Source organism: Pseudoalteromonas sp. SWYJZ19, assembly GCF_015864375.1.
GTDB classification, from domain to species: Bacteria; Pseudomonadota; Gammaproteobacteria; order Enterobacterales; family Alteromonadaceae; genus Pseudoalteromonas; species Pseudoalteromonas arctica.
This window is the reverse complement of record NZ_JADYXI010000007.1, coordinates 19,080-33,822: the sequence shown is the minus strand read 5'-3', so window position 1 is coordinate 33,822 and position 14,743 is coordinate 19,080. Positions and strand designations below refer to the sequence as shown.

The following is a 14,743-nucleotide window of genomic DNA, read 5'->3' as shown; positions in this document are numbered from 1 at the left end:
AGAATATTAATTTAAGGCGATAAATTGAGGTTTTAGACATAAAAAAACAGATAAGCTGATAATGAAAGTTGTGTATGGATGTCTATTTTCGATACTTTGAAACTGTATTATTGTAATAAAATAAGGTAAGTGAGTTCTCAGACTAAAAGACTGTAAAAGAAAAGTAACACCACGAATTAGATGACCCCATATTGGCATTAAATTAACTGAGATATGTAAGTTTATTATCTAACTTCTTCTGATTCAGCAGATGGTTCTGCTAGCAAAAAAGTAACTGGTAAATGAAACTCTCACTACTCCCCAAGATAACTTTGTATTTTCAGATAGAAGACTAATCCAGGTGACCCGCTCATCCTAGTTTACTGTTTGCAGGTGCTTTAAAAACAAAAAGCCCCAGCTAATGCCGGGGCTTTTTTACAAAACTAACTTAATTAAAAAATTAAGCTTGTTTTGGACTAGAAATAACGTCTACTAAAGTCCAAGATTTATTCTTAGAAATTGGTGCGCATTCACGGATAGTAACTACGTCACCCGCTTTTGCTGTGTTATTTTCGTCATGTACGTGTAACTTAGTCGTACGTTTAATGAATTTCCCATAGATTGGGTGCTTCACATAACGTGCGATAGCGATAGTGAAAGATTTTTCCATCTTGTCGCTGATTACACGGCCTTGAAGAGTACGAATTTTATCGCTCATTATTGACCTGCCTTCTGGTTAATAACTGTTTTTACACGCGCGATATCGCGGCGTACTGTTCTTAGCGTGTGTGTCTGAGCTAACTGACCAGTGCTAGCTTGCATGCGCATATTAAATTGCTCACGAAGTAGTCCTAGAAGTTCAGCATTAAGCTCTTCTACGCTTTTGTCTTTTAGTTCGCTAGCTTTCATCACATTACCGTCCGAGTTACGAAAGTTGTTTTGAATGGCAATTTACGAGCAGCAAGGTCGAATGCTTCACGAGCAAGCTCTTCTGAAACACCTTCCATTTCGTAAAGTACTTTACCAGGCTGAATTTCAGCAACCCAATATTCAACAGAACCTTTACCTTTACCCATACGAACTTCAAGAGGTTTTTCTGTAATCGGTTTGTCAGGGAAGACACGAATCCAGATTTTACCTTGACGTTTCACGTGACGCGTCATAGCACGACGAGCTGCTTCGATTTGACGAGCAGTCATACGGCCACGGCCAGTTGCTTTCAATCCGAAAGTACCGAAGCTTACTTTGTTACCGTTTTGCGCTAAACCGCGGTTGCGGCCTTTGTGCATTTTACGGAATTTTGTACGTTTTGGCTGTAACATTAGTCGCTACCTCTACTTAGCACTTTTCTTGGCTTTCTTTGGTGCGCGTTTAGCTGGCTTCTCTTGCTCTTGTACTAGTGGTAAACCACCAATAACTTCGCCTTTGAAGATCCAAACTTTAACACCAATGATACCATAAGTGGTTAAGGCTTCAGAAGTTGCGTAATCGATATCAGCACGAAGAGTATGTAGAGGTACACGACCTTCACGATACCATTCTGAACGTGCGATTTCAGCGCCGCCAAGACGACCGCTAACTTCAACTTTAATCCCTTTAGAACCGATGCGCATTGCATTTTGTACCGAACGCTTCATAGCGCGACGGAACATAACACGACGTTCTAGTTGAGAGGCAATGCCGTCTGCTACTAGTTGTGCATCTAGTTCTGGTTTACGTACTTCAGAGATATTAATCTGAGCAGGTACACCAGCGATTTTAGTTACCGCTTGACGTAATTTTTCTACGTCTTCGCCTTTTTTACCGATAACAACACCCGGACGAGCCGTGTGGATTGTTACTCGGATTGATTTTGCTGGACGCTCAATAACGATTTTAGACACAGAAGCCGTTTTCAATTCCTTTGTAAGGAATGTACGAACTTTGTGATCGCCAAAAAGCTGTGCAGAGAAATCTTTTGAACTCGCGTACCAGGTAGAAACCCAAGGTTTAGATATACCTAGGCGAATACCAGTAGGATGAACTTTTTGTCCCATTACTTATACTCCTAGCTATCTGAAACCATAACAGTGATATGGCTTGTACGCTTAAGGATGCGGTCTGCGCGTCCTTTAGCACGAGGCATAATACGTTTCATTGTAGGACCATCGTCCACAAAGATCGTTGTTATACGAAGCTCATCAATGTCAGCACCTTCGTTATGCTCTGCGTTAGCAATAGCAGACTCAAGTACTTTCTTAACTAATACAGCGGCTTTCTTAGGGCTGTACGCCAGGATTTCTAGTGCGCGATCTACAGGTAACCCGCGGATCTGATCTGCAACTAGACGTGCTTTTTGCGCCGAACCAGAGGCGAATTTATGTTTAGCTAATGCTTGCATTTATCTTCCCCTCTTATCGTTTCTTCGCTTTCTTATCCGCAGCATGGCCACGGTAAGTGCGAGTTGGTGCAAATTCACCTAGTTTGTGACCGATCATTTCGTCAGAAACGAAAACTGGTACGTGCTGGCGACCATTATGGACAGCAATGGTCAATCCGATCATGTTAGGTATGATCATTGAACGACGGCTCCAAGTTTTAATTGGCTTTTTCTCACCGCTTTCCAAAGCTTTCTCTACCTTCTTCAGCAAGTGTAGGTCTATAAAAGGACCCTTCTTGAGAGAGCGTGGCATGGCTATTCCTCAATATTACTTAGTACGACGACGTACTATAAATTTATCCGTACGCTTGTTCTTACGCGTCTTCGCACCTTTAGTCGGTTTACCCCATGGAGACACAGGATGACGACCACCAGATGTACGACCTTCACCACCACCGTGTGGGTGATCTACCGGGTTCATGGCAACACCACGAACTGTCGGACGAATACCACGCCAGCGATTTGCACCTGCTTTACCAAGTGAACGAAGCATATGCTCAGCATTGCCTACTTCACCTAGAGTCGCACGACAATCAGATTCAACTTTACGAACTTCGCCTGAACGAAGACGTAATGTTACATATTGACCATCACGAGCAAGGATTTGAACGTATGCACCAGCAGAACGTGCTATTTGAGCACCTTTACCTGGTTTTAATTCTACGTTGTGAACAGTCGAACCTACAGGCATATTACGCATTGGTAATGCATTACCAGGTTTGATTGGTGCATCAACACCAGACTGGATTGCATCGCCAGCTTTTAAGCCTTTAGGTGCGATAATGTAACGACGCTCACCGTCTGCATATAATACAAGAGCGATGTTTGCGCTACGATTTGGATCGTATTCTAAACGTTCAACAGTAGCTGGAATGCCATCTTTAGTACGTTTAAAATCGATTAAACGGTAGTGTTGTTTATGACCACCACCGATATGACGAACCGTAATACGACCATTGTTATTACGACCACCTGATTTAGAGTTTTTCTCTAAAAGTGGTGCGTATGGCTTACCCTTATGTAGATCAGAGTTAACCACTTTAACTAGGTGACGACGGCCCGCAGAAGTAGGCTTACACTTTTGAAGTGCCATAATTCTATCCCCTTATTACTCGGCGCCGCCGACAAAGTCTAGCTCGCTGCCTTCTTTAAGAGTAACGTAAGCTTTCTTCCAGTCGCTACGACGACCGAAACGTGCGCCAGTACGTTTTGTTTTACCCTTAACGTTAAGTGTGCGAACACCAGTTACTTCTACTTCAAAAAGCTTCTCAACTGCTACTTTAATTTCAGCTTTAGTTGCGTCATTTACTACTTTAAAAACAATAGTATTGTTTTCTTCAGCAGCAATTGTGCTTTTTTCAGAGATATGTGGAGCAAGGATCACTTTTAAAAGACGTTCTTCGCGAATCATGCTAGCGCCTCCTCAAGTTGCTTAACAGCAGCGGCTGTAATAAGTACCTTATCGAAAGCAATTAAGCTTACAGGATCGATACCAGCTACATCACGTGTGTCAACCTTATAAAGGTTACGTGCCGATAAGAAAAGATTTTCATCTACTTCTTCAGTCACGATAAGAACATCTTTAAGCTCAAGTTCTTTAAGCTTAGCAACTAGTTCTTTAGTTTTTGGTGCTGCTAGAGCAAAACTTTCAACAACGATTAAACGCTCTTGACGAACTAATTCAGATAAGATGCTTTTAATCGCACCACGGTACATTTTACGGTTTACTTTTTGGCTGTGGTCTTGTGGTTTAGCTGCAAAGCTAACGCCACCTGAACGCCAAATTGGGCTACGGATTGTACCGGCACGTGCACGGCCAGTACCTTTTTGAGCCCATGGTTTTTTACCACCACCGCTTACTTCAGAACGTGTCTTCTGAGCACGAGTACCTTGACGAGCGCCTGCTGCGTATGCAACAACTACTTGATGTACTAATGCTTCGTTAAACTCACGTCCAAAAGTAGCTTCAGAAACTTCAAGACCGCCAGAAGCGTCTTTAATTGCTAATTCCATCACTAAATCTCCAGGACTTATGCTTTAACAGCTGGTTTAACGATAACGTCACCGCCAATAGCTCCAGGTACTGCACCCTTAACTAAAAGCAAATTACGCTCAGCGTCAACGCGAACTAGTTCTAAGTTTTGAGTCGTTACACGCTCAGCACCCATATGACCGGCCATTTTCTTACCTTTAAACACCTTACCAGGTGATTGGTTTTGACCGATTGAACCAGGAGCACGGTGAGATAGAGAGTTACCATGTGTAGCGTCTTGCATGCTGAAATTCCAGCGCTTAACACCACCTTGGAAACCTTTACCTTTAGAAGTACCGGTTACGTCAACCTTGTTGATTTCGTTGAATAATTCAACAGTAAGCTCAGCGCCTACTTCAAAATCGCCTTCACCACCGTTAAGGCGGAATTCCCACAGACCGCGACCCGCTTCAACACCAGCTTTAGCGAAATGACCCGCTTTAGCTTTGTTTACACGACTTGCTTTTTTAGTGCCTGCGGTTACTTGAAGCGCGTTATAACCGTCTGTTGCGTCAGATTTGATCTGAGCAATGCGGTTAGGTGTCGCTTCAATAACTGTCACAGGGATAGATACACCATCTTCAGTGAAGATTCGTGTCATACCCACTTTACGACCGACTAGACCTAATGCCATTTTCCTAAAACCTCTCTAATCTTTCGATTAACCCAGGCTGATTTGAACATCAACACCAGCAGCAAGATCTAAACGCATAAGCGCGTCTACAGTCTTGTCAGTTGGTTCTACGATGTCAATCAGACGTTTATGGGTGCGGATCTCGTACTGATCACGCGCATCTTTATTAACGTGCGGTGAAGTTAGTACAGTAAAACGTTCAAAGCGTGTAGGTAGTGGAATTGGTCCACGTACTTGTGCGCCAGTGCGTTTCGCAGTTTCCACGATTTCTGCCGTTGATTGGTCAATCAAACGGTGGTCAAAAGCTTTTAGGCGAATACGAATGCGTTGATTTGACATTCTTAACCTCAATATAAAGAGCATATAAAAGAGCATAAAAAAACGACCGAAACAATCTTAAAACTTAAGATGCCGGCTGTTTGATTATATCTACGTTGAGTTCCAAATCGGAACTCCTGTTTATTAGCTTGAAATCCAAGCTTAATTTATCCTTTCTAATTCCCAGAGGAATTTTGAAAGCCTGCGTATTATAGAGGTATTGGTGATAAATGCAACAACTATTTAGAAACAATGCAATGGCTGTAAATTTGATTAAATAAGCGCCCATAAATGCTTATTCGCTATACTTGAACTAATAGATCTACTTGCTAGTCAATAAACAAGTTAACACCTTAATTACGCAAACTAAGTGATTTTTAGATATTATGGTATCCTACTGCGCTAATTTTGCCCTTAATACTCTCAATATGGTGAGTCGATGCGTATTTTTAATTATTGTTTAAATGTTATGTCTGCTGGATTTAGCCGCTTATTTGTGAAAAGCAAAGTGCTGCCAGAAAATCCTATTAAACAGTATGATCTAAACCCTGAGTATCCTACATTTTATATAGTGCGCCTAAATTCGCGATTTGATTTAGCCGCCCTTGCACATGCTTGTAAAAAAAATGGCCTACCTAGTCCAACCGAAGAGCAAGTATTAGGCAACCAAAATTTAGACCGCTTTATTGGCATTAAAAACCCGCCGCCACTGTTTGGTGATGAAGCTAAGCCAACCAATGCTTTAGCTCAAGGTAAGCAAATTATTGAGTACCTCATACAAAGCGGACAGCAAAATGTACAAGTTGTTCCGGTAACTATTTTATGGGGACGCGACCCAGGCAAAGAAAAGCCAGGATTGCGCACTTTAATCACGCACTCCCTAACTCCTAGCTGGTTTAGAAAGATTTTTGTCGTGTTGTTTTCAGGTCGCGATAACTTTATTCGCTTTAGTCAGCCTCTCGACTTATCGCTGTTAGTGAATGAGAAAGCAGACGTAAGTGAATTACCACATAAGTTGTTACGTGTTGCACGTGTACATTTTAAGCGTCAAAAACTTGCAGCTACGGGCCCTAAAATGCCCTCTCGCGAGCAATTATTTAATTCATTATTAGCATCACCTACAATAAAAAAAGCAATTCAAGATGAAGCTAAAGCTAAAAATATCAGTCAAACCGAAGCGCGCCAAAATGCACTTAAGCTACTTGATGAAATAGCGGCTAATTACTCTGAGGCGATGATACGTGTAGCTGAAAGGTTTTTAACCTGGTTGTGGAATAAGCTTTATAACGGTATAGACATTAAACATGCTGAACAAATTCATGAGCTAACCGATAAAGGTCATGAAATTATTTATATGCCTTGTCATCGTAGCCACATGGACTACTTACTGCTTACCTACTCTATTTATCATTTAGGTTTAGTACCACCGCATATTGCTGCGGGTGTAAATCTTAATTTTTTCCCTGCTGGCGGTATATTTAGACGCTCAGGTGCATTTTTTATTCGTCGCTCGTTTGCCGGTAATAAGCTTTACTCAGCCATATTTAAAGAGTATTTAAGCCAGCTATTTATTAAAGGCTACTCTGTTAAGTTTTATACAGAAGGCGGACGAAGCCGCACTGGGCGTTTGCTACCGCCTAAAACCGGCATGCTCTCAATGACCTTACAAGCCATGCTACGCGGAATAGACAGACCTATATCTATTGTTCCTGTGTATATTGGCTATGAGCATGTAATGGAAATTAATACTTATCTTAAAGAACTAGATGGTAAAGATAAAAAAGGCGAATCTATTTTTGGAATTTTTAAGGCAATCAAAAACCTTAAAAACTACGGTCGTGGTAATTTAAACTTTGGTGACCCAATCTCTATAAACCAATATTTAAACGATAACCAACCAGATTGGCGTGATTCAATACACCCAACCGACGTGCAAAAGCCGCAATGGTTAGCGCCACAAGTAACTAAGCTTGCCGACCAAGTGATGGTTAAAATTAATAATGCGGCGGCGCTTAATGCGGTTAACTTACTAGCGATGATATTGCTGGTTAACGATAAACAAGCATTGAGCAAACCAAAGCTATTAGCACAACTTGATTTTTACCTGCGTTTACAACGCGATGCAAGCTATAGCGATAAAGTAACCGCGCCAGACGAAACACCAGAGCAATTACTAACGCATGCATTAAAGCTGAATAAGTTTGAAGTTATCAGTGATGAATTTGGCGAAATTATTACTATTAGCGATAAAGAAAAAGTACTGTTTAATTACTACCGAAACAACATTTTACACTTGTTTGCAGTACCAAGCTTAATTGCACTACATCTATTTAAACAACACAGCACAACTATTGAGCAATGCCAGCAACTTGTAAAAACGTTTTATCCGTTATTTGCTAAAGAATGGTATTTACAGCCTCTTGATGAAAACTACATTACACGTATTTTAGCGAACTTTGCAGATCAAAACTTAATTGAGTTTGATGGTGACAATATTCATATAACAAACGGTAATGACTGCTTAGCTAAGCTAGAGATGCTTGGGCGAGCACTTAGCTTTACTCTGCAACGATACGCTATTGTGATTGGTTTTATTCAAACAAGTGATGGCATTGAAAAAGCTGAGTTAGAGCGAGAAAGCCAAGTGTTAGCGCAACGTTTAGGCACACTGCATGGTATTAAAACACCCGAATTTTTTGACAAAAAAGTACTTGTTAGTTTTATTGAAAACTTGCGTGGTGAATCATTAATAACAGAAGGTGATAAGGGCTTAGTAGGTAGTACACAACTTTGTGAAACCTATGCACACCTTAAAACATTACTGCCAGCACGCGTCTGGCAGTCAATCAGCGATATAGTACAAGATCAGTGTAACTAGCACTATATCTATAAAAGGGGGTTAGCGCTGACGCATAACCCCTTCTTGCATTGTTGAGGCAACCAAGTTGCCTTGGCGATCAAAAAACTGCCCGCGTACCAAACCACACCCATTACTCGCACTTGGACTATCAATTGAATACAAAATCCAATCATCCATTCTAAATGGGCGATGAAACCACATTGCATGATCAATAGTCGCTACTTGCATATTTGGCTGCATAAACGATACACCATGTGGCTGTAATGCAGTTGGCAAAAACTCAAAGTCAGACGCATAAGCAAGTAAATAATTATGAATGCGTTGATCGTCTGGCATTTCACCATTAGCTTTAAACCAAATATGCTTTACCGGCTCCATAGCTTCTGGTTTAAATGGATTATGAAAAGTAACTGGTCGCATTTCAATCGGCATTTCACGCGTAAACTTATTACGGATCACCTCTGGAATATGCGCAGCATTTTCTTGATAAAACTCAAGCGATGAACGCAGGTCTTCAGGTGCGGGTACATCAGGCATTGTTGCTTGATGCGACAAACCATTTTCTTCACCCTGAAACGACGCTGTCATATAAAAAATTGGCTTACCGTACTGAATCGCTTTTACTCGGCGAGTACTAAAGCTCTTTCCATCGCGAATAGTTTCTACATCATAAACAATCGGTTTAGCTGGATCGCCTGGGCGTAAAAAGTAAGAATGTAATGAGTGAACTATACGCCCCTCAGGTAGAGTTTCTTTAGCGGCAGAAAGCGCCTGCCCCATAACTTGACCGCCAAACACAGCACCAAAGCCTAAATCTTGGCTTTGTCCTCGATATAAACCTTGCTCAATTTCTTCAAGTGTTAACAACGACAATAAATCATCTAATACTTGGCTCATTACTTCTTCCTCATTACCCTAGTATCCAAATGATACTATACAATAGTGGGAAGTAAATATTTGTTAGGAATACTGTTATGGCTTACTGGCTATTTAAAACTGAACCCGATGCGTTTTCATTAGATGATTTAAAAAACGCACCAAAACAAACGACTCTTTGGGAAGGCGTGCGTAATTACCAAGCGCGAAACTTCATGCGTGATGGCGTTAAGGTCGGTGATTCAGTGATGATTTACCATTCAAGCTGTAAACACGTAGGTGTAGCGGGTATTGCCGAGGTTACAAAAGAAGCCTACCCAGACCCCACTCAATTTGATTTAAGTAGCGACTATTACGATGCAAAAGCCACCAGCGACAAACCACGCTGGGTTGTTGTTGAAGTTACTTATCAAAGCCATTTAAAAAAATTAATTAGCCTTAAAGATATTAAAGCCAATAATAACATTACTGAAATCGCACTTAAAAAAGGCGGACGACTATCAATAATGCCTGTTACTAAAAATGACTGGGATGAAATAATCAAAATGGCGCAGTAACACCCTCTCGGTTTGACCTAATTTCATTGAGTTTGATATGATCTATGCTGACTTATAGCTGGAGGATTAATGAAATTACTGTATTGGTTAGATGAATGGTTAACTCTCCCGCGCAATGAGCAACAAACTCGATTACCCATGACGGGTAGTGATTTACTCGGCGATGTATTTGTTAAGTATGATTTTGTTGACGTTAATAAGCCCCTGCTTTTTACCTTTTCACCCGCAGGCACTAATGTGCAAGAGCAAGATCTTCACCCTGATTTTGCACCATGGGGTTATCACTTGGCTCAAAAACAAAACGTAAACGTAATCGCTTTTCAGCATTTAGGTAAAAGTAATTGGTTTCGTAATCGTAATTTAATCTTTTTTCTCGAGCAATTATCAACATTACTTACGCCGTTTAATTGTCGATTAGGCTATGGCTTAAGCCGTGGCGGATTTGCTGTTGGCGCTTTTGCTAAACTATTAAAGCTAAACCAAGTACTGTTCTTTCACCCGGTAAGTACTAAAAATAAAGAATTAGTACCCTGGGATGACCGCTCTAGTACCGATATAGCTCAGCAGTTTGACTGGCAACAAGATTATCACGATCTAGATTTAGGAGATGCCCAAGGCTATATTATTTACGATCCTACTAATCGTATAGACCGAATGCACGCCAAGCGCTATAAGCAGTTAACTCACTTGCGAGTATTTGGTATGGGACATGGCACACACGCTACATATTTGAATAAGTTTGGGTTTTATAAGCAAGTAGCCGTTGATTTCATTCAACATCAGCAAATCGATATTGCACAGTTTCGCCTGCAAACCAAAACCTTACGCTTAAAAGAAGATTATTATCAAAGTCTCAATACGGCTAATGCAGACTCCCCCCATCGTTTAGCATTATTGAGTACAGCGCATAAAATTTTAGCTGATGAAAAAGAAGTGTATGTACAAGAGCATCAAGCAAAAATTGATATTCAGCCATTAATAGATGTGGCACTTAAGCACCAAGATGAGCACCCTAATGATGCTATTCAGCTATTAGAAGTCGCCCAGCAACTTCTACCTGACGACCCTCTAATTGAGCATAAACTCAAACAGTTGGAAGAGTAATTATTCCAACTAAAACGGCTATAAAGGCTAACTACTCTATTTAGCCTTTTTCTTTTTGTGCCTATGCTTGGGCACAATGGTAAAGTACATCATTAAACCTAACCAAGAAAATATAATGATTCCCATTAGCCAGCCATTCTTTTCATGACCCTGTGTACGCTTACTGTTGAGTACAATAACGACAGGTAATATGTAAGCACTTAAAACAACAATTAAAAATACAACTTCATTCATTATTTTTCTAGGCTCGACCAGTCTACTTCACTACTTAATACTCGATCTACCGATATATAGTGCAAAATATCGCCTTCACTTACTTTGTAATCTAATGGTGGGTTTAAATCCATATTTTGCGCACTTAAATTATGGGCAACACCTAACAGTATTGCATCATGCTCAAGCTTAAAATGATGAAACAAAGTACCAAACTCCATATCTTTGCAGCCACTTGGTACTTTCAAGCTAAATTGTGTATCGCCGTGCAAAGTAGATAGCAGCTCCTCTTGCACACGGCTCGAACCTGGATCTTGCATTGAGCGTACTAATATCTCAGCTGATTTTGCACTACTACATTCTACATTTTGGCAATGCTCTAACATCATCTCAACTTTAGTTTCATCTAAAAAGTGAGCACTTATATGACAATCATCTTTTACTAAGCGACTTATGCGCAGGGCTGTCGTAAATGTCTGGTCGTCATCTTGACCATCAATAATCACCTTATCAGCACTACGAATAGCTACCCGCTCTAGTTCAGCTAAATTTGTAAAACTCGTTAAACGTGCAAAATCAACGCTTTCGTTAGCTAAAAAAGGATGATCCATTTGCTCGGTTACCGCGAGTAAAATACGACGGTCAGTACGTTTCGTATCTGCCAAAATGTAATCAATCATCTTTTTTGTACGAGTGTCGTGCCAACCAAAAATAATAATATGGTGGTTACTGTGGGCAAAGTTTTTATCACCAGTCATAGCGCGCCTAATTAAGTAAGTAACAGTTTGTCCTGCTTTTCCTAGCAAAACACCAAATAAAGCTAAACCAAATGGAATTTGTATTAATGCTACCACCCAACGACCAAGATCAGTAGTTGGACTAAAGTCACCATATCCCACTGTTGATGTTGTTACTGTGTAATAGTAAAAAAAGGTAGTAAGCGAGGTTAACGCTTTCTCATTCGCTATAAATAGTAAGCTCCATGTTAATAGCATATGAGTCAAAATAGCTAATGCCACTGCTTGCCAACTCAACTGATCTATATGAGCGCGAACAAGTAACGCTAGCCTTTTAAATATCACCGGCATAATACAAAGTCTTCGTTAGTAAATTATCTATAAACAGTACGTTACTGTAAGCGATGCTTTTAAGCAATGTTTAAGCTTTTAACCACAAATATAAGACTAAATGCTGTTTGCCAATGGTGATTTTTCATGATTAATTAGCGTTAAAATAATAACCAAAACAGTTGTGCTTATGCTTAATAAAATAGCCCGCCCTTTTACTAAAATTGTAGAGCGCTATCTTCCCGACCCTTTTATATTTGTAATTTTACTTACAATAATTACTCTTATTAGTGCGAGCTTATTTACAACCGCAACCAACATTGAAGTATTACAAGCGTGGGGAGGTGGATTTTGGAACTTATTAAGTTTTGCTATGCAAATGCTACTAGTGTTAATTACAGGCTACATGTTGGCAAGTACGCCACCTATAAGTAAGTTATTAGAAAAACTAGCAACACTCGCAAATACAGCACCTAAAGCAATTATATTGGTAACGCTTATTTCGCTTTTAGCGAGCTGGATAAATTGGGGATTTGGCTTAGTTATTGGTGCTCTTTTTGCCAAAGCAATTGCTAAACATACTCGTGTAGATTATCGATTATTAGTAGCCAGCGCTTACTCAGGTTTTGTTGTATGGCATGGCGGATTAGCCGGTTCGATTCCTTTAACTATCGCAACCGATAGTCACTTTTCAGAGGCCAGCATTGGTATTATTAGTACAGAGCACACTTTATTTGCGGGCTTTAATATAGCCATATTAGTTGGTTTATTCATTATTATGCCGCTCGTTAATCGCTATATGCTGCCAAGCGAGCAAGAAAGCGTATATATCGACCCAGCTCTTTTACAAGAGACAACACCTAAGCCCACAACAATAACCAGACCCGCCCAACATTTAGAACAAAGTAAACTACTCGGTATGACAATTGGCTTATTAGGTTTGGCATATTTAGGTTATTACTTTTTTATTGCTGGCGGAAACTTAAACCTTAATAGCGTTATTGCCGTATTTTTGTTTTTAGCTATTACGCTGCATCAAACACCCCATAATTTACTTAACAGTCTGCAACAAGCAATTCCAAGCGGGGCTGGCATTGTTATTCAATTTCCTTTTTATGCCGGCATCATGGCGGTAATGGTTGATAGCGGATTAGCACAACAGATATCACGTGGCTTTATTGCCGTTGCAGATGCTGATAGCTTGCCATTTTTTAGTTTTATAAGTGCAGGACTCGTTAATATGTTTGTTCCCTCTGGCGGTGGCCAATGGGCTGTACAAGCACCCATTGTAATACCTGCAGCACAAGAGCTAGGTGCTGATATATCGCGCGTTGCAATGGCTGTTGCATGGGGTGATGCCTGGACTAATTTAATTCAACCTTTTTGGGCGTTGCCCGTATTGGCTATAGCAGGCCTAAAAGCAAAAGATATTATGGGGTTTTGTGTTGTGCAGTTGTTTGTGACTGGGGTTTTTATATCGCTGGTATTGAGCTTTTATTAATTTTTAACGGGCTGTAACAAATATTACAGCCCGCTTTTACCTAGAACGATAAATGCTAGCTCGATAAAATAGTCATTGGAAGGCTTAATATTGGATTTTCTGAATCGGCAAAGTGCATCATTACAGCTACATGCCCAGCTACTACAATTGCATACATAACCGCTGAAAAACCTTGGCCATATTTATCTAGTGGCATTAAATGTGAATAGTGACGGCCTCGCCATTCAAATACAATTTCCAGCGCACCTACAAACAAAAAGAATACCAGTAACATTAAGCCAAATGTGTAGCTCAGCCATAAACCAAACAGTACACCGAGTAAACATACACTTAAACCAATCCATGAACGCATTGAAAAGCTAATACTTTTTAATACATGCCCGCCATCAAGCGGTAAAATAGGTAACAAGTTAAATAAATTTAATAACGCACTAAGAACTGCCACACCTGCAAATATTTCCATCTCGGTGGCGTAATATAAAACGACACCCAGTACCGAGGTAATTAAACCAAATGCGGGTCCCATTAATGATATAACGACATCTTGCCAACGAGTTGTTATTTTGTCGTCACTTACAGCGAGCCCACCTACAAATGGGATTAAGTAAATACCTTTGGTTTTTATGCCAAAGTATTTCATTGCTCGCACATGGCCGTACTCGTGTACGACTAAGCAACCAATTAACATCAGTGCAAATTCAATACTAAATAACCACGCATAGCCTGCAACAGAAGCCCCCGCAAGCACTACTTTAATGACCTTAGCACTTTTAAAAAGCTTAAAGCCTAATGCAGCCAGGCCTAAAAAGCCTTTTTTAGGTGAGCCATTTGTAGGTGCTGGTAGCGCAAGCTGTGTTGCAAATTGCTCATCCACAAAAAGCGAAATACTTTGCTCTTCCGCCGCTCCAGTATCAATACCAATTACTTTGTTGTCGTAAGTAAACTGATAATAGTTTTCACGAGGGTTATCAAAGGTAATGGCTTGTTGTCCATGAAACACTTGCACAATTTTTTGCCCAGACACCATAAGCGAAAATGGTTGCTCGGCTAAGGTAAGATCTATTCTTATCATAATTAAGACCGTTTAAAATAATGGCGCTAGTATACCTAATCAGCTTAAAAACACGAGTGAAGGTGCTAGGTAACTATTTTCAAAATAAAAGTATTTGATACTGACAAAATA

The 14,743-nt window shown here is 40.3% G+C and carries 19 protein-coding genes; 4 read left to right on the top strand and 15 right to left on the bottom strand.

The window, feature by feature from the left end; genetic code table 11:
- Positions 1-439 precede the first annotated feature (439 nt).
- The 11 genes from rpsQ to rpsJ are packed head-to-tail and all read right to left on the bottom strand — an operon-like array spanning position 440 to position 5,403.
- Entirely contained in the window at positions 440-697 is a 258-nt protein-coding gene (gene rpsQ, locus I6F45_RS08930; RefSeq protein ID WP_002957888.1) for a 30S ribosomal protein S17, read from the bottom strand.
- Positions 697-888 carry a 50S ribosomal protein L29 gene (rpmC, locus tag I6F45_RS08925; RefSeq protein ID WP_002957889.1) on the bottom strand — a complete coding sequence of 64 codons (192 nt, stop codon included), beginning with the start codon at positions 886-888 and terminating at the stop codon, positions 697-699. Before rpmC ends, rpsQ begins: the two co-directional genes overlap by 1 nt.
- A complete protein-coding gene (gene rplP, locus I6F45_RS08920) occupies positions 888-1,301 on the bottom strand; it encodes a 50S ribosomal protein L16 (protein ID WP_002957890.1) in 414 nt (137 codons plus the stop codon). The genes rpmC and rplP overlap by 1 nt, the downstream gene beginning before the upstream one ends.
- A gap of 12 nt (positions 1,302-1,313) precedes the next feature.
- Positions 1,314-2,015 carry a 30S ribosomal protein S3 gene (gene rpsC, locus I6F45_RS08915; protein ID WP_002957891.1) on the bottom strand — a complete coding sequence of 234 codons (702 nt, stop codon included), beginning with the start codon at positions 2,013-2,015 and terminating at the stop codon, positions 1,314-1,316.
- An 11-nt stretch (positions 2,016-2,026) separates the two neighbouring features.
- A complete protein-coding gene (gene rplV, locus I6F45_RS08910) occupies positions 2,027-2,359 on the bottom strand; it encodes a 50S ribosomal protein L22 (protein WP_002957892.1) in 333 nt (110 codons plus the stop codon).
- A 13-nt stretch (positions 2,360-2,372) separates the two neighbouring features.
- Positions 2,373-2,651 (bottom strand): 30S ribosomal protein S19, encoded by a 279-nt coding sequence (gene rpsS, locus I6F45_RS08905; protein ID WP_004588689.1) that lies wholly within the window; start codon positions 2,649-2,651, stop codon positions 2,373-2,375.
- Positions 2,652-2,666: 15 nt separating this feature from the next.
- Entirely contained in the window at positions 2,667-3,491 is an 825-nt protein-coding gene (gene rplB / locus I6F45_RS08900) for a 50S ribosomal protein L2 (protein ID WP_002957895.1), read from the bottom strand.
- 15 nt (positions 3,492-3,506) lie between these two features.
- Positions 3,507-3,809, bottom strand: coding sequence for a 50S ribosomal protein L23 (gene rplW / locus I6F45_RS08895; protein ID WP_002957896.1), 303 nt, complete (start codon positions 3,807-3,809; stop codon positions 3,507-3,509).
- Positions 3,806-4,411: a 50S ribosomal protein L4 gene (gene rplD, locus I6F45_RS08890; protein ID WP_002957897.1), complete on the bottom strand. Its 606-nt coding sequence runs from the start codon at positions 4,409-4,411 to the stop codon at positions 3,806-3,808. The genes rplW and rplD overlap by 4 nt, the downstream gene beginning before the upstream one ends.
- 17 nt (positions 4,412-4,428) lie before the next feature.
- Entirely contained in the window at positions 4,429-5,064 is a 636-nt protein-coding gene (gene rplC, locus I6F45_RS08885) for a 50S ribosomal protein L3 (protein ID WP_002957898.1), read from the bottom strand.
- A 27-nt stretch (positions 5,065-5,091) separates the two neighbouring features.
- Positions 5,092-5,403 carry a 30S ribosomal protein S10 gene (gene rpsJ / locus I6F45_RS08880; protein ID WP_002957900.1) on the bottom strand — a complete coding sequence of 104 codons (312 nt, stop codon included), beginning with the start codon at positions 5,401-5,403 and terminating at the stop codon, positions 5,092-5,094.
- Between the two features lie 418 nt (positions 5,404-5,821).
- Between rpsJ and plsB the strand changes: the two genes are divergently transcribed.
- Positions 5,822-8,260: a glycerol-3-phosphate 1-O-acyltransferase PlsB gene (gene plsB / locus I6F45_RS08875; RefSeq protein ID WP_197119723.1), complete on the top strand. Its 2,439-nt coding sequence runs from the start codon at positions 5,822-5,824 to the stop codon at positions 8,258-8,260.
- Between the two features lie 21 nt (positions 8,261-8,281).
- Here the strand turns inward: plsB and tesB are convergent, their stop codons facing one another.
- Positions 8,282-9,139, bottom strand: coding sequence for an acyl-CoA thioesterase II (gene tesB, locus I6F45_RS08870; protein ID WP_165740429.1), 858 nt, complete (start codon positions 9,137-9,139; stop codon positions 8,282-8,284).
- Between the two features lie 77 nt (positions 9,140-9,216).
- On the opposite strand from tesB, the gene I6F45_RS08865 reads away from it, so the two are divergent.
- Together I6F45_RS08865 and I6F45_RS08860 are read left to right on the top strand one after the other, a co-directional pair.
- Complete coding sequence (locus tag I6F45_RS08865) at positions 9,217-9,675, top strand: EVE domain-containing protein (RefSeq protein WP_024592465.1); 459 nt, start codon at positions 9,217-9,219, stop codon at positions 9,673-9,675.
- A gap of 69 nt (positions 9,676-9,744) precedes the next feature.
- Positions 9,745-10,779: a hypothetical protein gene (locus tag I6F45_RS08860; RefSeq protein ID WP_007587047.1), complete on the top strand. Its 1,035-nt coding sequence runs from the start codon at positions 9,745-9,747 to the stop codon at positions 10,777-10,779.
- A 36-nt stretch (positions 10,780-10,815) separates the two neighbouring features.
- Here the strand turns inward: I6F45_RS08860 and I6F45_RS08855 are convergent, their stop codons facing one another.
- Together I6F45_RS08855 and I6F45_RS08850 are read right to left on the bottom strand one after the other, a co-directional pair.
- On the bottom strand, positions 10,816-11,013 hold the full coding sequence (locus I6F45_RS08855) for a PLDc N-terminal domain-containing protein (RefSeq protein ID WP_007587044.1): 198 nt from the start codon (positions 11,011-11,013) through the stop codon (positions 10,816-10,818).
- Positions 11,013-12,080 (bottom strand): potassium channel family protein, encoded by a 1,068-nt coding sequence (locus I6F45_RS08850; protein ID WP_007587041.1) that lies wholly within the window; start codon positions 12,078-12,080, stop codon positions 11,013-11,015. The genes I6F45_RS08855 and I6F45_RS08850 overlap by 1 nt, the downstream gene beginning before the upstream one ends.
- A gap of 169 nt (positions 12,081-12,249) precedes the next feature.
- Between I6F45_RS08850 and I6F45_RS08845 the strand changes: the two genes are divergently transcribed.
- Positions 12,250-13,560 carry a short-chain fatty acid transporter gene (locus I6F45_RS08845; protein WP_165740426.1) on the top strand — a complete coding sequence of 437 codons (1,311 nt, stop codon included), beginning with the start codon at positions 12,250-12,252 and terminating at the stop codon, positions 13,558-13,560.
- Positions 13,561-13,615: 55 nt separating this feature from the next.
- Here the strand turns inward: I6F45_RS08845 and I6F45_RS08840 are convergent, their stop codons facing one another.
- Complete coding sequence (locus tag I6F45_RS08840) at positions 13,616-14,632, bottom strand: metalloprotease (RefSeq protein ID WP_165727092.1); 1,017 nt, start codon at positions 14,630-14,632, stop codon at positions 13,616-13,618.
- Positions 14,633-14,743 lie beyond the last annotated feature (111 nt).